Origin of the sequence: Actinoallomurus soli, from assembly GCF_024055715.1 — a bacterium.
GTDB classification, from domain to species: Bacteria; Actinomycetota; Actinomycetes; order Streptosporangiales; family Streptosporangiaceae; genus Actinoallomurus; species Actinoallomurus soli.
Window position 1 is genome coordinate 905,247 of the sequence record NZ_JAMXMV010000001.1, and the last position, 26,312, is coordinate 931,558.

The following is a 26,312-nucleotide window of genomic DNA, read 5'->3' on the forward strand; positions in this document are numbered from 1 at the left end:
ACTCTCAGCCGAGGACGTCCGCCAGGGTACGGGCGGCGTGGAGGGCGTCGGCGTGGCTGACGTACAGCGGGGCGAGGCCGAAGCGGAGGACGTCGGGGGCGCGGAAGTCGCCGATGACCTCACGGGCGATCAGCTCCGCCATGACCGCCTCGGCGCCGGGGTGGCGAAGGGACACCTGGTGGCCGCGCCGCTCGTCCCGTGGGGTCAGCACCTCGACCGTGCCCGGCGGCAGGAGCTCGGTCACGCACGCGACGAAGAAGTCGGTCAGCGACAGGCCCTTGGCGCGCACGTCGGCCAGGTCGACGCCGTCCCACACCTCCAGGGCGGCCTCCAGGGCCAGCAGGGACAGGATGTCCGGAGTGCCGCAGCGGCCCCGCTCGATCCCGTCGGCGGGGACGTAGTCCGGGGCCATGGCGAACGGCTCCCGGTGGCCGCTCCAGCCCGACAGCGGCTGGTCGAAGGCCTCCTGTAGGTCACGCCGCACGTACAGGAAGGCGGGTGCGCCCGGTCCGCCGTTCAGGAACTTGTAGGTGCAGCCGACCGCGAGGTCGACGTCGAGGGCGTCCAGAGCCAGCGGGAGCACGCCGACGCTGTGGCACAGGTCCCACACGACGCGCGCGCCGGCCGCGTGCACGCGCGCGGTCACGGCGGCCATGTCGTGCAGCCGGCCCGTGCGGTAGTCCACGTGGTTGGCCAGCACCACGGCGGTCCGCTCGCCGAGCACCGCCGGAAGGTCGTCGAGGTCCGCGGTCCGCAGCACCCGGCCGGTCAGTTCGGCGACCGACGTCGCGATGTACCCGTCCGTGGGGAACGTCGCGGCGTCGACGACGATCTCGGGCCGGCCCGGCGCGAGCCGGACGGCGCCGGCCAGCGCCTTGAAGACGTTGACGCTGGTCGAGTCGGCGACCACGACCTGGCCGGGCGCGGCGCCGAGCAGCGGCGCGATCCGCTCGCCCACCCGCCGGGGCGCCTCCCACCAGCCCTCCGACCAGGACCGGATGAGCCGGCCGCCCCACTGCTCGCGGACCACCCGCTGCATCCGGTCGGCGACGCGCCGGGGCGGGGCGCCGAGGGAGTTGCCGTCGAGGTAGACGGTGCCGGGCGGAAGGTCGAACTCCGCGCGCAGGCGCGCGAGGGGATCCTCGGCGTCGAGCTCGGCGGCGCGTGCGGTCAGGTCCATGAACGTGATCCTTCAGACGTGGGAACGGGCGGTCCACAGCTCCGGGAACAGGTCCCGGCGGGCGCGCTTCTCCAGCCAGGACACCCCGGCCGAGCCTCCGGTCCCGGTCTTGGCGCCCATCGCGCGGCGCGTGGCCATCAGGTGGTCGTGCCGCCAGCCGGTGAACTCCTCGGCGACGTCGGTCAGCGCCTCGCCGAGCCGCAGCAGCTCGCCCTCGTCGGTCGCGTAGATCTTCGCCCAGACGTCCTCGACGGCGGGGGAGGGGGCGTACGGGCGGGTGAGGTCGCGGTTCAGCACGTCGTCCGGTACGGCGTGCCCGCGTCGCGCCAGCAGCGCGAGCGCCGCGTCGTACACGCCGGGCTCGGTCAGCGCCCGTGACAGCTCGGCGTGCTGGGCGGGCACCGACCGGTGGGGGACGAGCATCGACGCGGACTTCTCGCCGAGCAGGAACTCCACCTGCCGGTACGCCGCCGACTGGAAGCCGGAGCCCTCGCCGAGCGCGTCGCGGAAGGCGTTGAACTCCCGTGGCGTCATCCGCGCGATCGGCAGCCAGGCGGCCCGCAGCGCCTTGACGTGGAGAACACAGCGGTGCAGCGCGGTCGTGGCCGCGCGGACGTCGTCGCCGGCCAGCCGGTCCCGTGCGTACGTCAGGTCGAAGGCCAGCAGGCCGAAGTACAGCTCCATGACCTGGGTGACCACGAGGAAGGACCGCTCCAGCGGCTCGTCGGTGACCGGCCGCTGAAGGTCGTGCAGCGTGGCGGCGTGGACGTAGTCCTCGTACGGCGTGGTGCCGCCGAAGTCGAGCCTGGGCTCGTCGGCGGAGTGCAGGACAGGGCAGCCGGACAGTGCATCGGCCGTCACCTCGGACCTCCTTCGTCACTCGGGGCACTGACCATTGTGTGCAGGACGATTCAGACATCAAAGGGGCGACGGGAGGCACAGCACCCCTGTTTTCTTACGAATGCGAGCGGATCCGGGGTTTAGGCTTACGAGCATGAAACCGGACCTCGACGCGGTGGACTGGGCTCTCCTCGGGGCGCTGCAGGAGGACGCCCGGCTGTCGTACAACGAGCTCGCCCGCAGGGTGCACCTGTCCGCGCCGACGGTCGCCCAGCGGGTCCGCCGGCTGGAGGAGGCCGGGGTGATCACCGGCTATCACGCTCGCGTCGACCCGGCGGCGGCCGGGTTCCCCGTCGTCGCCCAGGTCCGGATGAAGTGCTACGGCGCCCGCTGCATCACCGTGCACCCCGAGCTGCTCGACGACATCCCCGAGGTACTCCAGGTGTCGCGGCTCACCGGAGACGTCTGCTCCATGGTCCTGATCGCCACCACCTCGGTCGCCGAGCTCGAGCGCATCCTGGTGCGCCTCGCCTCGCACGGCGAGACGAGCTCGGCGATGGTCCTGTCCACGCCGATCGCCTGGCGGCCCCTCACACCGCCATCGCATCTCTGACCTGCGGTTTCCCTCCCCTGAAGAGGGGTAGTCCATCGAACCTGAGTTCGATGACCGGAGGAGGGGACATGACCGAACGGCCCGTGGAGAAGGACCCCGAGGACTGGACGACGGGTGACGAGCCGATGACCGGACCGCAGGAGTCCTACCTGCGCACCCTCGCCCGTGAGGCGGGCGAGGACGTGCCGGAGAACCTGTCCAAGGCGCAGGCGTCCGAGCTGATCGACGAGCTGCAGGGCCGCAGCAAGCGCCTGCGAGGTGGCTGACCGGCACGCCTGCGCGACCGGTGACCGGGCCGCCTGAGTCCGTCGAGGCGCGGCCGTCAGAGGCGTTCGACCTTGACCTCGTCGGCGCGGTAGCGGGCGCGCAGCGGCTTCTTGTCGAACTTGCCGACCGTCGTCTTGGGGATCTCCCCGACGAACGCCCAGTTCTCCGGGACCTGCCAGCGGGCCACCTTGCCGGACAGGAAGTCGGCCAGCTCGGCCGCGGTCGCCGAGGTGCCGTCGCGCAGGACGACGAAGGCCAGCGGACGCTCGTCCCAGCGCGGGTCCGGGATGCCGATCACCGCGGCTTCGAGCACCGCAGGGTGGGAGACCAGGTGGTTCTCCAGCTCGACCGAGGAGATCCACTCACCGCCGGACTTGATGACGTCCTTGGCGCGGTCCGTGATCTGGAAGAAGCCGCGGTCGTCGATGGTGCCGATGTCGCCGGTGCGCAGCCACCCGTCGTGGAACTTCTCCGGCGCCGGGTCGCGATGGTACGAGCCGGTGATCCACGGCCCGCGCACCTCGATCTCGCCGACGGACTCGCCGTCCCAGGGGAGTTCCTCGCCCGCCGCGTCAACGATCCGCATCTCCACGCCCGCCGCCACGCGGCCCGACTTGAGGCGCCAGTCGACGTCCTCCGTGGTGCCCGGCTCGACGCCGGGCGGCGGGAAGGCCATCCCGCCGAGCGGGCTCGTCTCGGTCATCCCCCAGCCCTGAATGATCCGGAGACCGTACTTCTGCTCGAAGCCCTCCAGGAGCGCGCGGGGCGCGGCGGCGCCGCCGGAGGTGCCGGCCCGCAGCGAGGACAGGTCGAGCTCCTGGTCGGCGCCGTAGTTGAGGATCGCGCTCCAGATGGTCGGCACGGCCGAGGAGACGGTGCTCCGCTCGGCGGCGATGAACGCGGTCAGGTGCTCCGGCTGGAGGAACGGGCCGGGCATGTGCAGCGTGGCGCCGGACAGGAACGCGGCGTACGGCAGGCCCCAGGCGTTGACGTGGAACATCGGCACGATCGCCAGCACCCGGTCCGCCTCGGTGATGCCCATCAGCGACGCCGACATGGCCACCATGGCGTGCAGGAACGTCGAACGGTGCGAGTAGACCACGCCCTTCGGGTCGCCCGTCGTGCCGCTGGTGTAGCACATCGACGCGGCGGACCGCTCGTCCAGCTCGGGCCAGGCGAACCCCGGCTCCTCGGCCGCCAGCAGCTCGTGGTAGCGCAGCACGCGCGCGTCGCCCAGCGCGGACGCGTCGCCGTCGCCCACGACGATGAACGCCTCGACGGTCGGCAGCCGGTCGGCGACCCGGGCGAGCAGGGGGACGAGGGTGTCGTCGACGAGGATGAACCGGTCCTCGGCGTGCCCGATGATGTGCGCGAGCTGGTCCGGGAACAGCCGGATGTTCAGCGTGTGCAGCACCGCGCCCATCCCCGGGACGGCGAAGTACGCCTCCAGGTGCTCCTGGTTGTTCCAGCAGAAGGTCGCCACCCGGTCGCCCGCGCCCACGCCGAGCCGGGTCAGGGCCGCCGCGAGCCGTTCGGCGTTCTCCGCCACCTGCCGGTACGACGCCCGGCGCGGCTCCCCGCCGCCCTTCCAGGTCACGCATTCGCTCCCGCCGTACACGCGGGCGCCGTGCCGCAGAATCGCGGAAACGGTGAGGGGGAACTCCTGCATCGTGCTGGCGAACATCACGGCCCTTCCGACGGACATACCGACCGGTCGGTAGCAGGTTAGGAGCGGCACCGTCACCCCGTCAACGATGTCCCGTTACGTAAGGTCTACGCCGATCAGCCGGCTCCCGCCCCGGTCACCGCCGAGGATTCTGGTCGCCCCCGCCACCAGAATCCTCGGCACAGACCGCCCGCCATCCGGCTCGTGGGCCTGCGCGCCGGCTTGCGGGTGGCGGGTCAGGAGCGTTGGGCGAGGACGTCCGCGGGGGCGGCTCGGAGCGCGCCGCGTACCGGGATCTCCGTGGCCAGCCAGGCGATGCCCGCGACCGCGGCGGCGCAGGCCGGCAGGAGCCAGACCGGCCCGGCGGCCCAGGGCCGGCCGAGGAACCCGGCGCCCAGCAGGGCCAGCGGCACCACGGACAACGCCGCCCCCGCGCCGACGGCCGCGACCGCGACCAGCGCCGCCTCGCGCCGTACCATCGCGACGATCTGCCGGGGGGTGGCCCCGATCAGCCGGAGCGCCGTGAACTCGTCGCGGCGCTGCGCCGCCGCGGCCGCCAGCCGGTTCGCCACCGCGAGCAGGACGTAGCCCAGGAGCACGGCGAGCACGACGACGTTCACCCAGACCTCCGGGGGCGTCGGCGCGTTCCTGATCACGCCGCGCGCGTCGTCGGCCCGTACGCCCGGCTCCCGTGCGGCGAGCGCGGTGAGCGAGTGCCGTACCGCCTCGGCCCGCCCGGGCACGGCGCGGACCAGGATCCGGTCCACCAGGCCGGCCGTCGTGTGACCGGCGGCCAGGTCGCGGGAGACGACGACGTCCCCGAAGCCGAGGCTGCGGTCGTACGTCGCGACCACCTGGGCGGCGGCCCGCGTTCCGTCGCCCAGGATCACCGTGACGCGATCGCCGACCCCGGCGCCCCGGGCCAGGGCGGTGGTCCTGCTCACCGCGATGGTGGCGCCCGTCAGCCGGCCCAGGTCGCCGGCGCGCCGCTTCAGGTCGAGGACGGCCGGGATGTCCGGTCCGGCGACGAGCGCCTGGTACGACGCGACGGTCCGGTCACCGTCCTCGCGATACGGCCACAGGACGGTCGTCGTGGCCACCGGCACGGCGGCCGCGACGCCCGGCGTCGCGCGGATCTCGTCGGCCAGGCCCGCGGGGACCCCGCCGAGCGCGGGCGCGGTGACCGTGACGTCGGCGTGCGTCGCCGCCCTCGCCTGGTGGGTGGTCGCGGCCAGCAGCGTGGTCTGCGTGAGCGCGTAGCTCAGCGTGAACGTCACCGCCATGCCGAGCGCCGTCACCGCGCCGCCGACCCGCAGCGCGTAACCGTGGCCGTTGCCGACGGCCAGCCAGGTGGCCGGGGACGTGCGGGGCGGCAGCCGCCGCAGCAGCGCGCCGCTGCCGCGCCGGACGAGGGCCGGGCCCGCGAGGCCGAGTCCGATGACCGCCAGGAGACCGGCCGAGCCGGTCGCGGCCGTCGCCTCGGCGGTGCGCAGGAACAGCGGCACCACGCTCAGCGTCATCCCGGCCAGGATGATCAGCAGCCCGATCCGGGTCCGCACGGCCGACGGCGTACGGGGCTCGGCCCGCGACTCGGCGACGGCCTCGGTCGCCGGCATCCGCGATGTGCGGAACGCGGCGCCCAGCGCCGACACCCGCACCGCGACGGACAGCAGCAGGACCGCCGTGACGGCCGGGAGCGGGCTCCAGGCGAGCGGCAGGCGTCTCGGCAGCACGCCGTGGTCGGCCAGCAGGCCGCCGAACCGGCCGGCGAGGACGTACCCGAGCGCCACGCCGAAGGGCAGCGGAATCAGCGCCACCACCCCGGTCTGGGCGGCGATGAGGCGGCGGACCTGCCGCGGCGTGGCGCCGACGGCCCGCAGGAGGGCCAGGTCGCGGCGCTGCCCGGCGATCGACACCGAGAGCGCGCCCGCGACGACGAAACCGACGATCATCAGCACGACCCCGCCGATCGAGCCGGCGAGCAGGAACAGCACCGTACGGCCCGTCGCCGCCTCCGGCTCCTCCACGTCGCCGCGCGCCCCGCCCGACGCCACCGTGAGGTCGCCGTGGCCGTCCGCCCGCAGGGCGCCGCGGACGCGGGCGGCCAGGGCGCCCGGAGCGGTGCCCTTCGCGGCGCGCAGCGCCACCAGGTCGACCGTTCCGCGCCGCGGGCCCGCGTCCCGGCCCGCCAGGTGGGCCGCGACGGCGTCGCCGAAGTAGACGCCGGGCGGGCCGTCGACGACGGCGGACACCCGGTAGCCGCCCCGCCGGCCGGCGGCCACGACCGTCACCCGGTCGCCGGGGCGGACGCCGGCGCGCGCCGCGGTGGCGGCGTCGAGCGCCACGTCCCCGGCGCCGGCCGGGGGAGTGCCCTGGAAGGAGCCGGGCCCCGGCAGCGTCCGGGACGACCAGCCGTGCCCGGCGGTACGCGGATCTCCGGCGTCGACGACGGCGCCGTTCCGCCCGATGACGGCGGCGGGCAGGCTCACGTCGCCGACGGCGGAGGCGACGCCGGGCAGCGCGGCCAGCAGCCCGGCCGGCCGCGCCGGGACCGGGGCGCGTTCGGGCAGCGGTTCGTCCAGGTCCCCGTCCTGGGCGACCGACTGCCGGGCGGCGACGACGACGTCCGCCCCGGCGAGACGTTCGACGGGCGGGTGCGAGCGCAGGCCGGACTCCGCCAGCACGCCCGTGGCCGTCAGGAACGCGGCCCCGCCCAGCACCGCGCCGACGATCGCGACCAGCGCGCCGGTCCGGCCGCGGGTCAGGAGAAGCGAGATCCGCAGCATCATCGGGCTCCCAGCGAGGTGAGCCGGGCGGCGAGCGCCGGCGCACCGGGCTCGCGCATCACGTCCACGATCCGGCCGTCGGCCATGATCAGGACCTGGTGGGCGCGGGCCGCCGCGGCCGGGTCGTGGGTGACCATCACGATGGTCTGGCCGAGTTCGTCGACGATCTCGCGGAGGAGCGTGAGGACGTCGCCGGAGCTGCGGACGTCCAGCGCGCCGGTCGGCTCGTCGGCGAACACGATGTCGGGCCGCGCGGCCAGCGCCCGGACGATCGCCACGCGCTGCTGCTGGCCGCCGGACAGCTCCGCGGGGCGCCGGTGCAGGAACTCCGCCAGGCCGGTGCGGCCGACCAGCGCGCGGATCCAGTCCCGGTCGGGGGCACGGCCGGCCAGGCGCAGCGGGAGGGTGACGTTCTGCTCGACGGTGAACGCCGGGAGCAGGTTGTAGCCCTGGAACACGAAGCCGATCCGGTCGCGGCGGAGCACGGTGCGCCGGGCCTCGTTCAGGCCGGAGACGTCCGTGCCGCCGACCGTGACCGTGCCCGACGTCGGGGTGTCCAGCCCGGCCGCGACCTGCAGCAGCGTGCTCTTGCCGGACCCGGACGGCCCCATCACCGCGAGGAACGTTCCGCGGGGCACGGTCAGCGACACGTCGTCGAGCGCGGTGACCGCGACCGTGCCCGTGCGGTACACCTTCGTGACCCGGTCCAGGCCGATCACCTCGCCCGGGTGCGCCGTCCGGACGCCGGCCGCCTCCCGCCGTCTCACGTCCGCCTCCGCCGTCCGGACGCCGGCCGCTTCGCGCCGTCTCACGCCCGCCTCCGCCGGGACCGGTCCGCGAGCAGGCCGGCGATGCACAGGATGGTCACGACGCCGCACGACACGCTCACCGCGACGGGCAGCCCGCTCATCGAGGTCACGGCGTTCCCGGCGGCGCTGACCACCAGGACCGTCCAGAGGAGCGCGCGCCGCGCGCCGATGCCGTTCCGGTCCGGGGTGCCGGGGTCCGCCTGGGGGCCGCTGAGCCGATATGGGTCGTTCATCGTGGATCCTCCCTTAGGTCTGACCCCGACGCTACGGACGGCTGTGACCTGCGGCGATCCCACGTGCTACCCGGTCGTGGTACAGCAGGCACCACTCTTCGGGCGTTACGTCACCAACGGTCGCTATCCGTCATAAAGTGGCTACCGATCTTCGGGGAGGAACGGATGGCGGACGGGAACGACGGCGCGCTCAGACGCGCGCTGCGCGACCCGATCGAGGCGCTCGCGCGGCTGGTCGGCGGCCTGGGCACCGCGACCCTCGCCCTGCTCACCGCCCTCGTACTGATCGTCGTCGGCGTCCTCTGCCTCGTCGGCGTCGGGCTGCCGCTCCTGCCGTGGGCGCTCGCCGCCGTGCGCGCGGTCGCCGACCGGGAGCGCGAGCGGCTGAGCCGGTGGGACGAGGAGATCATCAGCCCGTACGACGCGTGGCCGAGCGGCTGGTCCGCCCGGCTCCGCGCCGCCGCCCGGGACCCGGCGACCACGCGCGACCTGCGCTGGCTGTTCACCCACGCGGTGTTCGGGTTCGTCCTCGGCCTGTTCGGCGCGCTCCTGCCGCTGCTCGCGATCGAGGACCTCACCCGGCCGCTCTACTCGTGGGCGCTGCCGCCCGGTGAGGTCACCACCTCGGTGGGCATCTCGGCCGGCGGATGGACCGGGATGGTGTCCAGCGTCTCCCTGGGCGCCGGGTGGGTGGCGATCCTGGTCGGTCTGGGCCCGGCGATGGCCCGGCTGCAGGCGCGGCCCGGGAGGCGCCTGCTCGCGCCCCATCCGAGCATCGACCTGTCCGCGCGGGTCGCGGAGCTGACGGCGACGCGTGCCGCCGCCCTCGACGCTCACACCGCCGAACTCCGCCGGATCGAGCGCTCGCTGCACGACGGCACGCAGAACCGGCTCGTCGGCGTGGTCGTCCTGCTGGGCGCCGCGCGGCGGGCGCTGAAGAACGACCCCGCGCTCGCGGACGGCGCCCTGGAGCAGGCGCAGTCGGCGGCCGAGCAGGCGCTCGCGGAGCTGCGCGCGGTCGTCCGCGGCATCCTCCCGCCCGTGCTCGAACAGCGGGGGCTCGGCGGCGCGCTGGCCGCGCTGGCGGCCGGATGCGCCGTGCCCTGCCGCGTGTCGGCCGACGTGCACGGCTCCCGGCCCGCCTCCGTCGACGCGACCGCGTACTTCGTCGTCGCCGAGGCCCTCACCAACATCTCCAAGCACAGTCACGCCCGGCACGCGACCGTCGAGGTGCGCCAGACCCGGGACCGGCTGTTCCTGCGCGTCGAGGACGACGGGCGCGGCGGCGCCGACGAGAACGCCGGGAGCGGCGTCGTCGGCATCCGCCGCCGGGTCGAGGCGCACGACGGCCACATGACCCTGACCAGCCCGCCGGGCGGGCCGACCGTTCTCGAGGTGGAGTTGCCGTGCGTGTTGTGATCGCCGAGGACGACGCCCTGCTCCGCGCCGGGCTCCAACTGCTGCTGCGCGGGGAGGGGTTCGAGGTCCTCGCCGCCGTCGACACGCCGGACGCCTTTCTCGCCGCCGTCGACGAGACCCCGCCCGACATCGCCATCGTCGACGTGCGCATGCCGCCCACCCACACCGACGAGGGCATCAAGGCGGCCGTGGCGGCCCGGCGCCGCCACCCGAAGCTCGCCGTCCTCGTGCTGTCGGCGTACGTCGAGGAGAGCTTCGCGACCGACCTGCTCGCCGAGGGCACGAACGGCATCGGCTACCTGCTGAAGGAGCGGGTCGGACGGGTCGAGCGGTTCCTCGAGGCCCTGCACCGGGTCGCCGAGGGCGGCACGGCCATCGACCCGGAGCTGGTGGCCCAGCTGTTCGCGCACCGGCGCGCCGACGATCCCCTGGACCGGCTGACGCCGCGCGAACGCGACGTGCTGGCGCTCATGGCCGAGGGGCTCGGCAACATCGCCATCGCCCAGCGCCTGGTCGTGACCGAGGGCGCGGTGCACAAGCACATCCGCAACATCTTCGCCAAGCTGGACCTGCGGCCGACCGAGCACACCGACCGCCGCGTCGCCGCCGTCCTGCGGTACCTGGACAGCACGGGGCGGTAGGAGGGACCTCCGGTCGATCCGGATGAGTGATCGCCAGGTACGGTTGCGTCCTTTCTGACTCAAATGTCAGATTCATTGACTCGTTGGATGTCTTGGTGTTTTTGTGGTCCCCAGCTCCTGACCTTCGAGGAGGACCATTGAGACGCCTGCCCGTCGCGATCGCGGCGGTGGCCGCACTGATCGGGCCGCTCGCCGCCGCGCCGGCCGCCCTGGCCGGGCGGCTCCCCGCGCCCACGCCGGAGCAGCGTGCCGCGGCACTCGTCGCGCAGATGACGCTGGACGAGAAGATCACGCAGACGCACACCACCGGCAAGGGCGCCGGCGGGATCTCCCGGCTGGTGCCCGGTATCCCCCGGCTCGGCATCCCCGACTTCCTCATCAGCAACGGCCCGGCGGGCGTCGGCACCGGCGCGGTGGGGACCCAGCCCGACGCCACGGCGCTGCCCGCCCCCGTCGCCCTCGCCGCCGGCTTCGATCCGGAGCTGGCCCGCCGCTACGGCGTCGTCGAGGGCAGGGAGACCGCGAACGTCGGTCACAGCCTCCTGGAGGCGCCCGACGTCAACATGGTCCGCGTCTACCGGAACGGCCGGGCGTTCGAGAACTACGGCGAGGACCCCTACCTCGCCGGCCGGCTCGCCGTGGCGAACATCCAGGGCATCCAGAGCCAGGGCGTGCTCGCCGAGGTGAAGCACTACGCGGCCAACGACCAGGAGACCGACCGCAAGACCATCAACGAGAACATCGACGACCGCACCCTCCACGAGATCCACCTGCCCGCGTTCGAGGCGGCGGTGAAGGAGGGGCACGTCGCCTCGGTGATGTGCGCCTATCCCTCGGTCGACGGCTCGTTCATGTGCCAGAACAAGCACCTGCTGACGGACGTGCTGCGCGGCCAGTGGGGCTTCCGGGGTTTCGTCCAGTCCGACGCCGGCGCCACGCACACCGCGGTCGGCTCCGCGGACGCCGGGCAGGACCTCGAGCTGCGGGACAACGGCCCGTACGACGAGGAGCTCAAGCAGGCCGTCCTCGACGGCGAGGTGAGCATGCGGCAGCTCGACACGATGATCGAGCGCAGGCTCGCCGTCGAGATCCGCGCCGGGCTGTTCGACCACCCGCGGACCGTCACGCCCATCGACGCGGCGGCCGGGGGAGCGGTGGCGCGGTCGGTGGCCGAGCAGACCGCCGTGCTGCTGAAGAACTCCGGCGCGACCCTGCCGCTCACGGCGAGCGCCCTGCACTCGATCGCGGTGGTCGGGCCGTACGCCCAGGTGGCGCACCCGGGCGGCGGCGGAAGCTCGCACGTCGACCCGCTGTACACCGTCAGCCCGGTCGAGGGCATCGCGAAGAGGGCCGGCGCGGGCGTCACCGTCCAGAGCTCGGACGGCTCCGACCCGGCCGAGGCGGCGAAGCTGGCCGGCTCCTCGGACGTCGCCGTCGTCATCGTGGGGGACGCGGAGAAGGAGGGGACGGACCGTGCGAGCCTGTCCCTGCCCGCCGGCCAGGACCAGCTCGTCCGCTCCGTCGTCGCGGCGAACCCGCGCACGATCGTCGTCCTCGACAGCGGCGCGCCCGTGCTGATGCCGTGGCTCGACGGCGTCCCCGCCGTCCTCGAGGCCTGGTACCCGGGCGAGGAGGACGGCAACGCGCTCGCGGCGTTGCTGTTCGGCGACGTGAACCCCTCCGGCAAGCTGCCCGTCACCTTTCCGCGCAGCGAGAGCCAGACGCCCACGAGCACGCCGGACCGGTACCCGGGCGTGAACGGCGACGTGAACTACTCCGAGAAGCTGGAGGTCGGCTACCGCTGGTACGACGCGCAGGGCGAGCAGCCGCTGTTCCCCTTCGGGTACGGCCTGTCGTACACGAGCTTCGCGTTCGGCCACCTGAAGGTGTCGCCGCGCCCGGACGGGCACGGACGGGTGACGGTGAGCGTGGACGTCCGCAACACCGGATCCCGTAGGGGCGCCGAGGTCGTCCAGGTCTACGTCTCGGCGCCGCCGTCCGCCGGTGAGCCGCCGAGGCAGCTCAAGGGCTTCGTGAAGGTGACGCTGCGCCCGGGCCGGACCAGGCGGGTGACGGTGCCGCTGGACACGCGGGCGTTCTCCGTCTGGGACACCGCGTCGCAGCGGTGGACCACCGTCGGCGGCCGTCACCTGGTCTCGGTCGGCGACTCCTCGCGGAACCTGCCGCTGTCGGCGCCGGTCCGCGTCCGCTGAGCACGGGTCCGGCCGGCGCGTCACCGGCCGGACCTGCACGCGCCGAGCGGCCCGGCGGCCTGCCCACCGCCGGGCCGCTCGATGGCGGGATCAGCGGTGCTGGAGGGCGTCCAGGGCGACCGCTTGGGCGATGACCAGGCGACGGTCCAGGCGCGGGTCCTTGATGTCGACGACGTACTTGTCGCGCAGCGCGAACTTCTTGTCCACCGCGAACGTCTCCTGCCCGTTCGCGGCGAAGTCGAAGTGGTACGGCCAGGCGAACGGGAGGCTGTCCACGTAGGGGATGAAGTCCCAGACACGGCGCAGGATCGCGACGAACTTGCTGCGCTCCGAGCCGGTGGTCACGCCGAGGCCCGGCTGCTCCAGGTGCCAGGTGGAGGCCAGCAGCGAGGCCTTGAAGTCCTTGCGGAAGTTGCCGATCGGCTGCCCGCTGGGGTCGGTGACGTCGTACGTCGCGCCGAGGTCGAGGCGCTGCCGGGCCTTGAAGCCGAAGAGCGGGTGCTGCTTGTCGTCGTCGCTGTAGAAGGTGACCTGCTCCTTGAACGCCAGGCGCTTCTGCTGGGCGAAGGCGATGAGCTCGCCCTCGGACCCGTCCGGGTTCTCGGCGTGCACCTCGTACTGGTTCACCATCAGCCGCACGCGCTGGCGGATCAGCAGCCGTCGCTGCGCCTGGAACGTCTGGAAGTCCATCTATCCCCGTCTCCGTACACGGTCCATTGGAGCAGCAAAGGTACAGAACAGGTAAAGGACGCACCAAGGCGCTGTTGTGATCGGTGTCGAAACCGAGATCTGAGGCTCGGCCGCCTCACATCACCGTGCCGAGCCGCCAGGGCACGAACTCCTCGTCGCCGAAGCCGAGCTCTTCGCTGCGCGTGCGGCGGCCGGACGCGGTCGCCAGGACCAGATCGAAGATCCGGCGGCCCATCTCGGCGACGTCGCACTCCCCGTCGGCGATCAGGCCGCAGTTGAGGTCCATGTCGTCGGTCATCCGCTCGTACAGCGGCGTGTTGGTGGCGAGCTTGAGGCTGGGCGCCGGCTTGCAGCCGAACACCGACCCGCGGCCCGTCGTGAAGCACAGCACGTGCGCGCCCCCGGCCACCATCCCGGTCGCGTTGACCGGGTCGTAGCCGGGCGTGTCCATGAACACCAGGCCCTTGGCGGTGACGGGCTCGGCGTACTCCACGACGTCGGCCAGGTTGGACTGACCGCCCTTGGCGGCCGCGCCGAGCGACTTCTCCAGGATGGTGGTCAGGCCGCCGGCCTTGTTGCCGGGGGAGGGGTTGTTGTCCATCGACCCTCCGTGCCGGGCGGTGTACTCCTCCCACCAGCGGATTCGCCGGAGAAGCTTTTCCCCGACCGCACGGCTGACCGCGCGCCGTACGAGCAGGTGCTCGGCGCCGTAGATCTCCGGCGTCTCGCCGAACACCGCGGTGCCGCCGTGCCGGATCAGCAGGTCAGCGGCGGCGCCGAGGGCCGGGTTCGCGGTGATGCCGGAGTAGCCGTCCGAGCCGCCGCACTCCATCGCCAGGACGAGCTCGGAGGCCGGTACGGGCCGCCGGCGCACGGCGTTCGCCGCGGGCAGCAGGTCCGTGATCCGGGCGACCCCTTCGGCGACCGCCGCCCGGGTGCCGCCGGGCTCCTGGAGCGCCATCGCCGCCACGGGCGTGTCCGCGCCGACTTCCCACTCCTCGGCGAGGGACCGTACCCGGCCGGCCTCGCGGCCGAGGACGAGGAAGCCGGCGAAGTTCGGATGGCGCGCGTAGCCGGTGAGGGTGCGCCGCAGCACGGCGGACTCCTCGCCGTCCTCACCGGCCGTTCCGTCGCCGAGGGCGTGGGGCAGCGCGACGACCCCGTCCACGGCGGGGTAGGCGTCGAGGAGGCCGGGCAGGCCCTCCTGCCTCCGGAACCGCTCGGCGATCCGCCGGGCGACCGTCACCCCGTGGCTTTCCGTGGTGAGGATGCCGATGTGGTTGCGGGTGGCCACGCGGCCGTCGGGCCGGACGATCCCGTCGAAGGTCGCCCGTTCCCGGGCGGGCACCCTGTCCTCGGGCCGGACGGCGACGCCGTACTCGTACTCCCGGTCGAAGATCTGGAAGCCGAGGTTGTGGGTGTGGACGTGCTCCCCGGCGGCCACCGGGCGCGTCGTGAACCCGATGACCTGGCCGTACTTGCGCACCGGGGTGTCGGCGGGCAGGTCGCGCAGCGCGACCTTGTGGCCGCGCGGCACGTCGGCCCGTGCGACCAGGCCGTCGCGGACGGGCCTGCCGGCCGCGAGATCCTCGGTGGCCAGGGCCACGTCGTCGTCCCGGTGCAGGATCAGCAGGGCGGTCATCCGTCACTCCATCCGCGAAGGCGAGCACTGTCCGATATCTTCCCCCGAGCCGTCACGGCGGCGGAACCCACCGGTATTTCGGCACCCGGAACATTCGCCGGACCGTGGCCGCCTGTCAACGCTGAGTGACAGTTTTCGGGGTTTAGAACCTCCATTTCTACGCGTCGTGCAAGCCCGCCTCCGCTCCGTCGAGCACGGCGCCGACAGGCCGGGTGACCTCGGACGTTGGTTACGGACGCCGTAGACCCCCTGTCTGTTTGGAGGTGATTTGTGCGGGTAGCCGCTGGACCAAGCCGGCCGAACCGCGGGTACCGGTTCCGGCCGGACCGACGAAGAAGGGAATGGAACATGGGCAGCGGGCAGATAGCCCAGCGCGGCGCTCCGGTACAGCAGTCCTCCGGCGGTGGCGGCGGCGGTCTCGCCGACGTCGTCGAGCTGATCCTCGACAAGGGCCTCGTCATCGACGCCTTCGTCCGGGTCTCCCTCATCGGCATCGAGATCCTCCGCATCGACGCGCGCGTCGTCATCGCCAGCGTCGACACGTACCTGCGCTTCGCCGAGGCGTGCAACCGCCTCGACATCGCCAACGACGGCTCCAGCGCCGGTCTCCCCCAGATGATCGGCCAGATGACGGAGAGCGGCGCCAAGCGCAAGACCAGGGGCGCACTTCAGGGCGCCGGTGAGACGCTCCGCGACACCCTCGGCCGAGGCCAGGACAAGGAGAAGGCCGGCTCCCGCCGGAAGAAGGACGAAGACGACGAGGAGGAGCAGTGACCGTGCAGTACGTCTACGGCGTCACCGACGCCGACGTGGAGATCCCCGGAACGCTGACGGGGATCGACGGCCAGGAGGTGTCCCTGGTCACCCACGGACGCTGCGCCGCCCTGGTGAGCGACCTGGCCGCCGACCGGCCCCTCGGCACGCGTGACGACCTCATGGCCCACCAGGCCGTCCTCCAGCAGGTGGTCGAGGCGGGCGGGACCGTCCTGCCCTTCCGCTTCGGCGGCGCGCTGACCGACCGGGACGCCGTCGTCGAGGAGCTCCTCAGCCCCCACGAGGACACGTTCGTCGAACAGCTCGAGTCCCTGCGCGGCCAGATCGAGGTGCGGATCAAGGCGCGGTACGTCGAGGACGCCGTGCTGCGCGAGATGGTGCAGGACGAGCCGGAGATCGCCGAGCTCAACCAGCGGGTCCGCGAGCTCCCCGAGGACGCGGCCTACTACGACCGGGTACGCCTCGGCGAGCTCATCGCGCAGGCCTTCACCCGCCGCCGCGAGAACGACGGACAGGGCCTGCTCGACGCCCTGGCGCCCCGCGCCACGGCGGTCGCGCAGCGCGAGCTGTCCCGGGAGGACGACGTCCTGGACGCCGGCTTCCTCATCGACCGCAAGGAGCGCGAGGAGTTCGAGAAGCTGGTCGACGAGGTCGGCAAGGAGATCGACGGGCGCATCCGCCTGCGCTTCGCCGGGCCCCTGCCGCCGTACGACTTCGTCGGCCAGGAGAGCTGACATGGGACTCTTCTCGGGGCTGGTGCTGTTGCCGCTGGCCCCGGTGCGGGGGGTCGTATGGCTCGCCGAACAGGTACAGGAACAGGCCGAACGCCAGCTGTACGACCCCCAGCGCATCGTCCGCCTCCTCGAAGAGGTGGCCGAGGCCCGTGACGCTGGCGAGATCAGCGAAGAGGAGGCCGCTCGCCAGGAGGAGGAGCTGGTGAACCTGCTGGCAGAGGGGTCTCGCCGGAGGTAGGTGACCATGCCCCAGAGCAGAAGCACCCAGAGTCAGAGCGGCCAGAGCGAAGGGGGACAGAGCCAGAACGGCCGGAACCAGAGCGGCCGGAGCGGAGGCCGGAGCGGGAGCGGTCGGCGCAAGAAGGGCCTCGCCCCCGAGGAGGTCGCGCGCACGGCCGTCGAGCACGTCGTCGAGATGACGGGCCGCGAGAGCGAGGGCGTCATCGCGCTGGAACGGACCGACGACGGCTGGAAGGTCGGCGTGGAGGTCGTGGAGTCCGGCCGCATCCCGGACACCAACGACATCCTCGCCGTGTACGAGGCCGAACTCGACGACGAGGGCAACCTGCTCTCATACCGGAGGACCGCCCGCTACTACCGCGGGCGGTTCGATAGGGACAAACGATGACAGAAGTGACGTGGGCCGGCGGCTCGCGCTCCGCGGCGCCCCAGCAGAGTGGGCCGTCCTCGGCCAATCTGGCCGACATCCTCGAGCGGATCCTCGACAAGGGGATCGTGGTCGTCGGCGATATCCGCGTGAACCTGCTCGACATCGAGCTGCTGACGATCAAGCTCCGGCTGCTGATCGCGTCCGTGGACCGCGCGAAGGAGATGGGGATCGACTGGTGGGAGCACGACCCGACCCTCTCCTCCAAGCACAACGACGTGATCGAGGAGAACCGCCGGCTGCGTGAGCGCCTCGCCGCGCTCGAGGGCGGCGAGGAGAACGGCCAGAGCCGCGCGGTGGAGGAGAACGCCGAGGAGAAGGCGGAGGCGGATCGTGGCTGACGTCGGCGTCTACCTGTACGGAGTGGCGCAGGACCTCTCACCCGACGCCCTCCGCGACCTCCCCGGCGTGGCCGGCGCCCCGGTGCGCACCGTCGCGGACGGCGGGTTCGCGGCGCTCGTCAGCACCGTCGACCTGGAGGAGTTCGGGGAGACGGCGCTGCGGCGCAACCTGGAGAGCCTGCAGTGGCTGGAGGCGACGGCACGGGCCCACCACGACGTCGTCGACACGGTGGCGCGGGCGGCCCCCACCGCTCCGGTGCGGATCGCGACGGTCTACCGCGACGACGACCGCGTCCGTGAGCTGCTGCGGGAGCGGAGGGACGAGCTCACCGAGGTCCTCGGGCGGGTCGTCGGCCGCGTCGAGTGGGGCGTCAAGGCGTACGGGACCCCCGAGGCGGCGCAGGAGCCGTCCGGCGGGGACGACGCCGCGAACGACAAGCCCGGCATGGCCTACCTGCGGCGCCGGCGGCTCCAGCAGCAGAGCCGGGAGGAGGCGTCCCGGCGTCTCGCCGAACAGGCGCAGGAGATCCACGCCACGCTGTCCGAGCACGCGGTGGCGAGCCGGCAGCACCCGCCGCAGGACCCGCGCCTGTCCGGGCACGAGGGGACCATGATCCTCAACGTGGCGTACCTGCTCGACGAGGACCGTGCCGAGACCCTGGCCGCCGCCGCCGACGAGCTGGCGGCCCGGATGCCCGGCGTACGGATCGAGCTCACCGGCCCCTGGCCCGCGTACTCCTTCACCGAACTGGACGCGTCGTCGTGAGCGTGGGGGAGGACGTCGAGCGCGCCGTGGCGGTCCGGCAGGACCCGCGGGCGCTGCCGTCCGAGCGGATCGCGCTCGTCGATCTGCTGGACCGCCTACTCGCGGGCGGCGTGGTGATCGCCGGCGACGTCGTCATCTCGATCGCGGAGATCGACCTCGTCCGGGTGTCGCTGCGGGCCCTGATCACGACGGTTAAAGAGGAATACGATGACATCCTCCCTCACTGAACGGCTGCGGACGGACCCGGAGACCGTCGAGCACGACCTCGCGGCGCTGGTCCTCACCGTGATCGAGCTGATCCGGCAGCTGATGGAGAAGCAGGCCCTGCGCCGCGTCGAGGAGGACGAGAGCCTCACCGACGACCAGGTCGAGCAGCTGGGCCTGGCGCTGATGCGGCTCGACGAGGCCATGGAGCGGCTGAAGGACCACTTCGGGCTGACGGCCGAGGACCTCAACCTCGACCTGGGGCCGCTCGGGACGCTCCTGCCCGAGGCCTGACCAGGCCGTACGAACGGCGTCCCGGTCCGTACGAACGTCCGCCGGCGGGAGGGCTCCCCCGGCGAACGTCCGCCGGCGGGAGGGCGGGGTAGGGGCTCGCCGCCCTCCCGTCGGCGGACGGAGGGGATCACTTCTTCCGCAGGCGGCGAATGAACCAGCCCGCGACGAGCACGAGGGCCACCGGCACGGCGCGCGGGCCGATGAAGCGGATCGCCGCGCCCAGCACCCGCACCAGCCGGCCGAGCGCCAACGACTTCAGCGCCTTCCCGACGACGGGAGCCCGCAGGCCCTTCATCACCGTTTCCTGCGCCGCTTTCTTCGGGGCGTTCTTCAGCGCGCCGGCGGATTGCGTGACCTTCTTGTCCGGGCGGGACTCGGCGGCCTTGTTCACCGCGGCACCGGCAATGTTCTTGCGCATGTCGCGCCTCTCCTATTGGGGGGACATCCGTTCTGCATCATGGTCGTACCCGGACAGCGCGACCTATTCCTGCGCAGGTGGAAGTAACGCCCGGATCCCTTGACCGGCCGTGTCCGGGGAATTGCCCGCCGTGATCCACCGGTCGTCCGGAGCCGATCGGAATGCGTCGCCTTTTCGCGGGTAAGCAACTCCGTCAAGCCCGGCAAAGACGCTGGATCCAAACGAGAGGGTAGAAACATGGCCGAGCGGCCAGGGAGTTCTCTTGCGAAGCACGCGACGAGCATCGCCAAGCCGGTGACGAAGCAGATCGGGAACACCGTCAAGACGGTCGCAAAGGAGGCCCGGCGCGGCGGTGACCTGGGGCCCAAGGCCGCTGCCGGCGCGGCCAAGTCCATCGGGAAGGCCGGCGGGGCGTCGGCGAAGGCGGCGGTCTCCGGAGGCATCACCGCGCTCAAGGAGGTCGGTGGGCAGGTGATCGGCAAGAACGGCAAGGACAAGAAGGGCGAGGGCGGGTCCGCCAAGACGAAGGTCACCAACATCATCGAGGAGATCGACGTCGGCGCGCCCCGGCAGCTGGTGTACGACCAGTGGACGCGTTTCCAGGACTTCCCGTCCTTCATGAAGAAGGTGGAGAGCACCGACCAGCTCGCCGACGAGAAGGTGCGCTGGAAGGCGAAGATCTTCTGGTCCACCCGCACGTGGGAGTCGACGATCGTCGAGCAGGTCCCCGACGAGCGGATCGTCTGGCGCTCCACCGGCCAGAAGGGCTACGTCGACGGAGCCGTGACGTTCCACGAGCTGGCCTCGGACCTGACCCGTGTCCTGCTCGTCCTCGAATACCACCCGCAGGGGTTCATGGAGAAGACCGGCAACCTCTGGCGCGCCCAGGGGCGGCGGGCCCGGCTCGAGCTCAAGCACTTCCGGCGGCACGTCATGTCGCAGGCGCTGCTCCACCCCGGTGACGAGGCCGAGGGCTGGCGCGGCGAGATCCACGACGGTGAGGTCGCCACGTCCGCGAAGAGCGACGGGCAGGGCGGTTCCAAGAGCCGCCGGACCTCGTCCCAGAGCGGCCGCTCGACCCGGTCCCGCAGCTCGTCGAGCGCGGCCAAGTCCTCCGACAAGGCCTCGTCGGCCAAGTCGTCCGACGAGAAGTCGTCGGCGTCGAAGTCGTCCGGAGACAAGGCCTCCTCGGCCAAGTCGTCCGGTTCCTCGTCGGCCGGGTCCTCCGGAGGCAGGTCCTCGGGCACCCGGCGGTCCTCGAACGCCAAGAAGTCGTCGGCGTCCGGGCGGTCCTCGGGCGGCTCGTCCGGCGGTTCCTCCTCGGGCACGCGGCGGTCGGCCGCCAAGGAGACCGCGGGGGCCAAGGACGAGTAGGAGGGTGTCAACCGCCTCGTACGCGAAGCGCGCGGCGCAGGTCGTCCAGCTCGTCGTCGAGCGCGCGGCGCAGCGGGGTCGTCAGGTCCGTGCGCGCGAGGCATTCCTCCGCGGCGCGTACGGTGGCCGGCGTCGCGGCGTGGGCGGGGAACAGCTCCCGCCCGAGCGCCCTGGCCACCGCCGGACCGCGCTCGCCGGCCGACGGCACGTCCGCGAAGTAGCGTTCGACGAACCCGGCCGTCAGGTCCGTTTGCGCCGGCCGCCAGAAGCCCTGGGCGGTGGCGGTCAGCAGGCGGTTGGACAGGGCGCCGTCGGTGAACAGCCGCCGCCAGGCATCCTCCTTGGCCGCCGGGTCGGGGAGCGCGGCGCGGCACCGGGCGGCACCCTCCTGGCCCGTGGCGCTGGGGTCGCGCGCGACCTCGGCCCCGATGTCGGACTCGCCCGCCGCCCCGTGCGCGCACAGCTGCGCCAGCACGCTCCAGCGCAGGTCCGGGTCGAGCGCGGGGCCGCCCGGCACACGCTGGTCCCGCAGCCACTCCCGCAGCTCGGCGAGCGCCTCCGGGGTCTCGGCGCACCGGATCAGCTCCCGTACGGCCGCGAGGCGCAGCGCCGGCGCCGACCCGTCCGCCGTACGGTCCAGGATCTCCCGGCAGGCGCCGGCGAGCGCCGCCAGGGCGGCCGGACGCGCGGCGGGCACGGTGTACCGGTCGGCGGCCTGCCGCCGGCCGAAGGCGAGCACGGCCTCGACGACGCTGACGTCCGGCTCGGCGGGCAGGTGCGCCTCGACCAGGGCCAGGAACTCGGCGGCGGGCAGTTCACCGTCCCGGACCATGTCACGGGCGGTGTCCCAGATGACGGCGCGGGTGAGGCCGTCCTCGATCGTGGACAGCGCCTCGGCGGCGGCCCGCCGGGATCGCTCGTCCAGCCGGAGCTTGGCGTAGCTGAGGTCCCCGTCGTCCAGCACGATGAGGTCGGGGCGGGAGGCCCCGGCCAGGCGCTCCAGCGGCACGCGGGCGGTGCCGTCCGCGTCCGCGTCGGCCGGCAGGTCGATCGCGAAGCGCTCCCGTAGCCTCAGCCGGCGACCGTCCTCACCACCCTCCACCAGGTCGTACGCCGCGGCCGTGATCCGGTGCGGGCGCAGGGCCGACGGGTCGCCCGGCGTTCCCGTGTGGACGACGGTCGCGGAGGCCGTCGTGCCGTCCTCGCTCTCGGTCAGCTCCAGGCGGAGCGTGTCGACCCCGGACGTGCGCAGCCAGCGCTCGGCCCAGCCGTGCACGTCCCGGCCGCTCGCGGCGGTGAGGGCGTCCAGCAGGTCGGCCATCGTGGCGTCGCCGAAGCGGTGCTCGGCGAAGTAGGCGTTGATCCCGGCGAAGAACGCCTCGTCGCCGAGCCAGGCGACCAGCTGCCGCAGCACGGACGCGCCCTTGGAGTAGGAGATCCCGTCGAAGTTCGTCTGCGCGGCGGCGGTGTCGTCGATGCCCTCGGCCGCGACGGGGTGGGTCGAGCGGCGCTGGTCCGCGTCGTAGCCTCCGGGCTTGCGCGCGATCGTGAAGCCGGTCCAGGCGGTGGTGAAGCGCGTCGTCTCGGTGACGACCCGGTAGCCCATGTACTCGGCGAACGACTCGTTGAGCCACAGGTCGTCCCACCAGCGCATCGTGACGAGGTTCCCGAACCACATGTGCGCCATCTCGTGCGCGATGACGATCGCGCGGGTCTCCCGCTCGACGTCGGTGACGGCGGAGCGGAACAGGAACTCGTCGCGGAAGGTGACGCAGCCGGGGTTCTCCATCGCGCCGAAGTTCAGCTCGGGCACGAAGACCTGGTCGTACTTCCCGAACGGATAGCGGTCCTCGAACAGCTCGTGGTACCGGTCGAAGGCCCGCCGGGTGATCTCGAGGATCTCCTCGGCCTCCAGGTACGGGGCCAGGGAGCGCCGGCAGTGGACGCCCAGCGGGATCCCGTCGTGCTCGGCGTGCACCGAGTGGAGGGGGCCGGCGACGATGGCGGCGAGGTACGTGCTGATCGGAGCGGTCGGGGCGAAGCGCCAGCGGCCGTCCTCGTCCCTCTCGCCCGCGACGTTGCCGAGCACCGTCCAGTGCGGCGGGGCGGTGACGGAGAACTCGATCGGCGCCTTGAGGTCCGGCTGGTCGAAGCAGGCGAACAGCCGCGGGGCGTCGTCCGGGGCGCACTGGGACGCGACGTACACCTCACCGTCGGCCGGGTCGGTGAACCGGTGCAGGCCCTCGCCGGTCCGCGAGTACGGCATGTCGGCCTCGACGCGCAGCTCGTTGTCGGCCGCCAGGGCGGGCAGCGGCAGGCGGCCGTCCCGCAGGGACGCCGGGTCGAGCTCCCGCCCGTTGAGCAGCGCGCGACGCAGCCGCGCGGGCCGGATCTCGGCGAAGGTCTCGCTCCCGGGCTCGGCGCCGAACCGGACCACCGTGTCGGAGTGGAAAGCCTCGTCCCCGCCCGTCAGGTCGAGGTGGACGGAGTAGGAGCGGACATCCAGCAGACGGGCGCGCGTCTGCGCCTCCGCGCGGGTTAGAGCCGGCATGCGGCAATAGTGCCGTATGGCAGTGGTAGCTGGTTCATCCGCGGTCCCCCGTGACGTCATCCGGTGGAAAGGCCATGATCCCGGCGAGGAGGGCGGCCCGCTCGGCGAGCCCGGCCACACGGATCGCCTCGTCCGCCGCGTGCGCGCCCCGGCCGGGGGGACCGAAGCCGTCCAGGGTGGGCAGCCCGCGCGAACCCGGCAGGTTCGTGTCACCGGCACCGGCGGCGGGCCGCCCGGTGATCCGCAGACCCAGGAGCCTCCCGACGCCGGCGACGTGGTCGAGCAGCGGATCGCCGGGCCGCTCCGGCCAGGTCGGCCGAGCGGACAGCACGGTCGCCTCGACGGCAGCGCCCGTCCGTACGGGCTCCAGGGCCGCGAGGGCGTCCAGCACCGTGCGCTCGGCCTCCGCCGAGGCGAACCGCAGGCCGATCTCGGCCGACGCCTCACCGGCGACGACGTTGGCGCGCCGCCCGCCCTCGATCCGGCCGATGTTGAAGAGGGTGCTGCCGTCGGCCGGCACGACGCCGCGGGCGACCGCGAGCTGGTCGATGAGCTCGTCGACGGCGGAGACGCCCTTGCCCGGGTCGAGCGCGGCGTGCGCCTCGCGGCCGCGGACGCCGAGCCGGAGGCGGACGCTGCCCCGCCGCGCGTTCTTCAGCGCGCCGTCCGGGTGCGGTGACTCCAGGCCGAGCACGGCCACCGCGCCGTCGAGGTGGCGTTCGACGACGGCGCCGCCGGTGGGGCTGCCCACCTCCTCGTCGGCGACGACGACCAGGCGCACCTGCCGGGCCGGGGTCGTCCCGGTCTCCCGCAGCGCGCGCAGCGCCATCTCGACGGCGACCAGGCCACCCTTCATGTCGTACGTCCCGGGGCCGGTGATCGTCGTGCCGTCGTCGGTGTACGGCATGGCGCCGAGCCGCCCGACCGGCCAGACGGTGTCGTAGTGGCCGACGAGGAGCAGGTGCGGGCCGTCCTCCGGGCCGAACCGCGACACCAGGTGCTCGCCTTCGCGGGCCACGGCGCCGCCGGCCTCGCGGTGACCGGCCTCGATCAGCGCCGCGCAGCGGGCCAGCGCGGCGGCGTCGCCGGAGGGCGACTCGGCCAGCGCGTACTCGCGGAGCCGCGCGCGGCCGAAGCCGAGCAGCCGGGCGGTCGCGCCGGTCAGGGCGGCGGCCAGGTCGGGGGTCATCTCACCTCCGGTGGGCGGTACGTCGATAATGGAAGAAGCCGCAGGTGGCAGCCCTGCACCGAGCGTACCCGTGAGCATCTCTTGCCGCCTCTCACGCCGCAGTTGACCGTGCGGCCACTCACCACCTCCGCCGAGATGCGGGCCGGGGTGGAGGTGTACCGCGCCGCGTTCGCGCTGGGCCCCACGGACCCGGCCGTCAGCCCCAGGCTGCTCGCCGCGCTGCAGCGCAACGCCGGGTCGGTCATCGGCGCGTTCGCCGGCGAGGAGCTGGTCGGGTTCACGTACGGCTTCCTGGGCTCGGACGGCGGGACCGTCTACCACTACTCGCAGGTGGCGGCGGTCCGGCCGGACTGGCAGCGGCGCGGCGTGGGACGGGCGCTGAAGCTCAGCCAGCGCGACTACGTCCTGTCCGGCGGCGTCACCCGGATGCGCTGGGCCTTCGACCCGGTCCGCACCCACAACGCCCACTTCAACCTCGACGTGCTGGGCGCGACGGGCCGCTGGTTCCTGCGGGACTTCTACGGCGTCGAGGACATCGGACGCGATCCGGGCATGCGCACCGACCGGTTGATCGTCGAGTGGGACCTGCTCCGGCCGGCCGGGCCGTCCGCTCCGCCGCCCGCGTACGCCGGGTGGGGGGAGACGCGCCGCGAGGACGACGACGTGCTCCTCGGCGCGCCGCGGGACTGGGACGCCCTGGTCGCCCGGGACCGCGAGACGTCGCTCCGGGTCCGCGACGACCTCGCGGCCGCGATGCGGCGGCTGATCGACGAGGGGTACGTCGCGACCTCCTGCGAGACGTGCACGGAGGACACGGCCGTCTACCGGTTCCAGGCCGCGGACCGGGCGCCGCCGGACGGCCCGGAGGAGGGGTGAGAGACCGTGCCGCGAGTGTCGAAGATCGAGGCGTTCCGGGTGAGCCTGCCGCTCGTGCGGGCGTTCGAGACCAGCTCGCACCGCAAGGCGTACCTGGAGCACATCCTCATCCGGGTCCAGGACGGCGACGGAGCGGTCGGGTGGGGGGAGATCGCCTCGCCGAGCGACCCGTACTACTGCCCGGAGACCGTGGAGGACTGCCTGCTCATGGTCGACCGGTACCTCGCGTCCGCCCTCCTCGCCGCGGAATGGGAGCACCCCGCCGACGTCGGGGCGGCCTGGGCACGGATCCGCGGCCACGAGTTCGCCAAGGCCGGCGTGGAGATGGCCTGCTGGGACCTGTGGTGCCGGGCGACCGGACGGTCGCTGGCGGGGGCGCTCGGCGGCACCCGGCCGGTGATCGAGGCGGGCGTCAGCCTCGGCATCGAGCGGACGGTCGACGACCTGCTGGCCCAGGTCGACCGGTACGCCGCCGAGGGCTACCGCAGGATCAAGCTGAAGATCGCGCCGGGGTGGGACGTCGAGCCCGTCCGCGCGGTCCGGACGGCACGGCCCGGCCTGCCGCTGCACGTCGACGCCAACGGCGCGTACACCGAGGACCAGGACGCGGTGTTCACCGAACTCGACGACTTCGGCCTGACCATGATCGAACAGCCCTACGCCCCCGGCGCGCTGGCCGCGCACGCCCGGCTGCAGGCCCGGATCGTCACCCCGCTGTGCCTGGACGAGTCGGTGGAGGACCTGGACCGGCTCGACACGGCCGTCACCCTGGAGGCCGGCCGGATCCTCAACATCAAGGTCTCGCGCATGGGCGGCCTCACCCCGGCACGGGCGGCGCACGACCGCGCCGTCGCTGCGGGCTGGCAGGTCTGGTGCGGAGGCATGCACGAGTTCGGCGTCGGGCGCGCCGCCAACGTCGCGATCGCGTCGCTGCCCGGGTTCACCCTGCCGAGCGACGTGTCCGGCTCGGACAAGTACTACGAGCGGGACATCGTCGAGCCGCCGATCCGGGCGGCCGACGGGCTCGTCCCGGTGCCGTCGGGACCCGGTCTGGGCCACGAGGTCGACGAGGATCTCGTGCGCCGTCTCGCGACCGCCGTAATGGCCTGGTGAAGCCTTGTTAAA

The 26,312-nt window shown here is 73.2% G+C and carries 27 protein-coding genes; 16 read left to right on the forward strand and 11 right to left on the reverse strand.

All coding sequences use genetic code 11. The features are described from left to right. Positions 1-4 precede the first annotated feature (4 nt). Both kynU and NDW01_RS04115 read right to left on the reverse strand, forming a co-directional pair. The gene (kynU, locus tag NDW01_RS04110) at positions 5-1,180 is read right to left on the reverse strand and encodes a kynureninase (RefSeq protein ID WP_252816699.1); all 1,176 of its coding nucleotides are present in this window, start codon (positions 1,178-1,180) and stop codon (positions 5-7) included. Between the two features lie 12 nt (positions 1,181-1,192). Beyond that, the gene (locus NDW01_RS04115) at positions 1,193-2,041 is read right to left on the reverse strand and encodes a tryptophan 2,3-dioxygenase (protein WP_252816700.1); all 849 of its coding nucleotides are present in this window, start codon (positions 2,039-2,041) and stop codon (positions 1,193-1,195) included. Between the two features lie 133 nt (positions 2,042-2,174). Between NDW01_RS04115 and NDW01_RS04120 the strand changes: the two genes are divergently transcribed. After that, entirely contained in the window at positions 2,175-2,633 is a 459-nt protein-coding gene (locus NDW01_RS04120) for an Lrp/AsnC family transcriptional regulator (RefSeq protein WP_252816701.1), read from the forward strand. Positions 2,634-2,701: 68 nt separating this feature from the next. Further along, positions 2,702-2,899 carry a DUF3072 domain-containing protein gene (locus NDW01_RS04125; RefSeq protein WP_252816702.1) on the forward strand — a complete coding sequence of 66 codons (198 nt, stop codon included), beginning with the start codon at positions 2,702-2,704 and terminating at the stop codon, positions 2,897-2,899. Positions 2,900-2,955: 56 nt separating this feature from the next. On the opposite strand, the gene NDW01_RS04130 is transcribed toward NDW01_RS04125, so the two are convergent. The 4 genes from NDW01_RS04130 to NDW01_RS04145 all read right to left on the reverse strand — a co-directional run bounded on the left by NDW01_RS04130 (position 2,956) and on the right by NDW01_RS04145 (position 8,394). Next, positions 2,956-4,605, reverse strand: coding sequence for a long-chain fatty acid--CoA ligase (locus NDW01_RS04130; protein WP_252816703.1), 1,650 nt, complete (start codon positions 4,603-4,605; stop codon positions 2,956-2,958). Positions 4,606-4,802: 197 nt separating this feature from the next. Next, positions 4,803-7,355 (reverse strand): FtsX-like permease family protein, encoded by a 2,553-nt coding sequence (locus NDW01_RS04135; protein ID WP_252816704.1) that lies wholly within the window; start codon positions 7,353-7,355, stop codon positions 4,803-4,805. Further along, positions 7,352-8,119, reverse strand: coding sequence for an ABC transporter ATP-binding protein (locus tag NDW01_RS04140; protein ID WP_252816705.1), 768 nt, complete (start codon positions 8,117-8,119; stop codon positions 7,352-7,354). The genes NDW01_RS04135 and NDW01_RS04140 overlap by 4 nt, the downstream gene beginning before the upstream one ends. A 41-nt stretch (positions 8,120-8,160) precedes the next feature. Beyond that, on the reverse strand, positions 8,161-8,394 hold the full coding sequence (locus tag NDW01_RS04145; RefSeq protein ID WP_252816706.1) for a hypothetical protein: 234 nt from the start codon (positions 8,392-8,394) through the stop codon (positions 8,161-8,163). A gap of 165 nt (positions 8,395-8,559) precedes the next feature. On the opposite strand from NDW01_RS04145, the gene NDW01_RS04150 reads away from it, so the two are divergent. The 3 genes from NDW01_RS04150 (at position 8,560) to NDW01_RS04160 (ending at position 12,667) form a co-directional block, all read left to right on the forward strand. Beyond that, the gene (locus tag NDW01_RS04150) at positions 8,560-9,813 is read left to right on the forward strand and encodes a sensor histidine kinase (protein WP_252816707.1); all 1,254 of its coding nucleotides are present in this window, start codon (positions 8,560-8,562) and stop codon (positions 9,811-9,813) included. Beyond that, the gene (locus tag NDW01_RS04155; RefSeq protein ID WP_252816708.1) at positions 9,801-10,454 is read left to right on the forward strand and encodes a response regulator; all 654 of its coding nucleotides are present in this window, start codon (positions 9,801-9,803) and stop codon (positions 10,452-10,454) included. Before NDW01_RS04150 ends, NDW01_RS04155 begins: the two co-directional genes overlap by 13 nt. Positions 10,455-10,591: 137 nt before the next feature. Further along, positions 10,592-12,667, forward strand: coding sequence for a glycoside hydrolase family 3 C-terminal domain-containing protein (locus NDW01_RS04160; RefSeq protein ID WP_252816709.1), 2,076 nt, complete (start codon positions 10,592-10,594; stop codon positions 12,665-12,667). 90 nt (positions 12,668-12,757) lie between these two features. Here NDW01_RS04160 and NDW01_RS04165 read toward each other — a convergent pair whose 3' ends face one another. Further along, complete coding sequence (locus NDW01_RS04165; protein WP_252816710.1) at positions 12,758-13,357, reverse strand: LURP-one-related/scramblase family protein; 600 nt, start codon at positions 13,355-13,357, stop codon at positions 12,758-12,760. 115 nt (positions 13,358-13,472) lie between these two features. Continuing rightward, a complete protein-coding gene (locus NDW01_RS04170; RefSeq protein ID WP_252816711.1) occupies positions 13,473-14,999 on the reverse strand; it encodes a UxaA family hydrolase in 1,527 nt (508 codons plus the stop codon). Positions 15,000-15,347: 348 nt separating this feature from the next. On the opposite strand from NDW01_RS04170, the gene gvpJ reads away from it, so the two are divergent. The 8 genes from gvpJ to NDW01_RS04210 are packed head-to-tail and all read left to right on the forward strand — an operon-like array spanning position 15,348 to position 18,779. After that, positions 15,348-15,773, forward strand: a complete 426-nt coding sequence (gene gvpJ / locus NDW01_RS04175) for a gas vesicle protein GvpJ (RefSeq protein ID WP_252816712.1) — start codon at positions 15,348-15,350, stop codon at positions 15,771-15,773. Further along, positions 15,770-16,507 carry a GvpL/GvpF family gas vesicle protein gene (locus NDW01_RS04180; protein WP_252816713.1) on the forward strand — a complete coding sequence of 246 codons (738 nt, stop codon included), beginning with the start codon at positions 15,770-15,772 and terminating at the stop codon, positions 16,505-16,507. Before gvpJ ends, NDW01_RS04180 begins: the two co-directional genes overlap by 4 nt. A gap of 1 nt (position 16,508) precedes the next feature. Then, positions 16,509-16,745, forward strand: a complete 237-nt coding sequence (locus NDW01_RS04185; protein ID WP_252783630.1) for a gas vesicle protein GvpG — start codon at positions 16,509-16,511, stop codon at positions 16,743-16,745. Positions 16,746-16,751: 6 nt separating this feature from the next. After that, on the forward strand, positions 16,752-17,135 hold the full coding sequence (locus tag NDW01_RS04190) for a gas vesicle protein GvpO (RefSeq protein WP_252816714.1): 384 nt from the start codon (positions 16,752-16,754) through the stop codon (positions 17,133-17,135). Further along, positions 17,132-17,515: a gas vesicle protein gene (locus tag NDW01_RS04195; RefSeq protein ID WP_252816715.1), complete on the forward strand. Its 384-nt coding sequence runs from the start codon at positions 17,132-17,134 to the stop codon at positions 17,513-17,515. The genes NDW01_RS04190 and NDW01_RS04195 overlap by 4 nt, the downstream gene beginning before the upstream one ends. After that, positions 17,508-18,281, forward strand: coding sequence for a GvpL/GvpF family gas vesicle protein (locus NDW01_RS04200; RefSeq protein WP_252816716.1), 774 nt, complete (start codon positions 17,508-17,510; stop codon positions 18,279-18,281). Before NDW01_RS04195 ends, NDW01_RS04200 begins: the two co-directional genes overlap by 8 nt. Then, on the forward strand, positions 18,278-18,508 hold the full coding sequence (locus NDW01_RS04205; RefSeq protein WP_252783626.1) for a gas vesicle protein: 231 nt from the start codon (positions 18,278-18,280) through the stop codon (positions 18,506-18,508). Before NDW01_RS04200 ends, NDW01_RS04205 begins: the two co-directional genes overlap by 4 nt. Beyond that, positions 18,489-18,779: a gas vesicle protein K gene (locus NDW01_RS04210; protein WP_252783625.1), complete on the forward strand. Its 291-nt coding sequence runs from the start codon at positions 18,489-18,491 to the stop codon at positions 18,777-18,779. The genes NDW01_RS04205 and NDW01_RS04210 overlap by 20 nt, the downstream gene beginning before the upstream one ends. A gap of 127 nt (positions 18,780-18,906) precedes the next feature. Here NDW01_RS04210 and NDW01_RS04215 read toward each other — a convergent pair whose 3' ends face one another. Beyond that, the gene (locus NDW01_RS04215; RefSeq protein WP_252786544.1) at positions 18,907-19,197 is read right to left on the reverse strand and encodes a hypothetical protein; all 291 of its coding nucleotides are present in this window, start codon (positions 19,195-19,197) and stop codon (positions 18,907-18,909) included. A 237-nt stretch (positions 19,198-19,434) separates the two neighbouring features. Here NDW01_RS04215 and NDW01_RS04220 point away from each other — a divergent pair, with 237 nt between their 5' ends. Then, the gene (locus NDW01_RS04220) at positions 19,435-20,571 is read left to right on the forward strand and encodes an SRPBCC family protein (RefSeq protein WP_252816717.1); all 1,137 of its coding nucleotides are present in this window, start codon (positions 19,435-19,437) and stop codon (positions 20,569-20,571) included. A gap of 7 nt (positions 20,572-20,578) precedes the next feature. On the opposite strand, the gene pepN is transcribed toward NDW01_RS04220, so the two are convergent. Both pepN and NDW01_RS04230 read right to left on the reverse strand, forming a co-directional pair. After that, complete coding sequence (pepN, locus tag NDW01_RS04225) at positions 20,579-23,122, reverse strand: aminopeptidase N (RefSeq protein ID WP_252816718.1); 2,544 nt, start codon at positions 23,120-23,122, stop codon at positions 20,579-20,581. Positions 23,123-23,156: 34 nt separating this feature from the next. Further along, on the reverse strand, positions 23,157-24,311 hold the full coding sequence (locus NDW01_RS04230; RefSeq protein WP_252816720.1) for a M20/M25/M40 family metallo-hydrolase: 1,155 nt from the start codon (positions 24,309-24,311) through the stop codon (positions 23,157-23,159). A gap of 108 nt (positions 24,312-24,419) precedes the next feature. Here NDW01_RS04230 and NDW01_RS04235 point away from each other — a divergent pair, with 108 nt between their 5' ends. Both NDW01_RS04235 and menC read left to right on the forward strand, forming a co-directional pair. Next, entirely contained in the window at positions 24,420-25,187 is a 768-nt protein-coding gene (locus NDW01_RS04235; protein WP_252817373.1) for a GNAT family N-acetyltransferase, read from the forward strand. Positions 25,188-25,202: 15 nt separating this feature from the next. Then, positions 25,203-26,300, forward strand: a complete 1,098-nt coding sequence (gene menC / locus NDW01_RS04240) for an o-succinylbenzoate synthase (protein WP_252816722.1) — start codon at positions 25,203-25,205, stop codon at positions 26,298-26,300. Positions 26,301-26,312 lie beyond the last annotated feature (12 nt).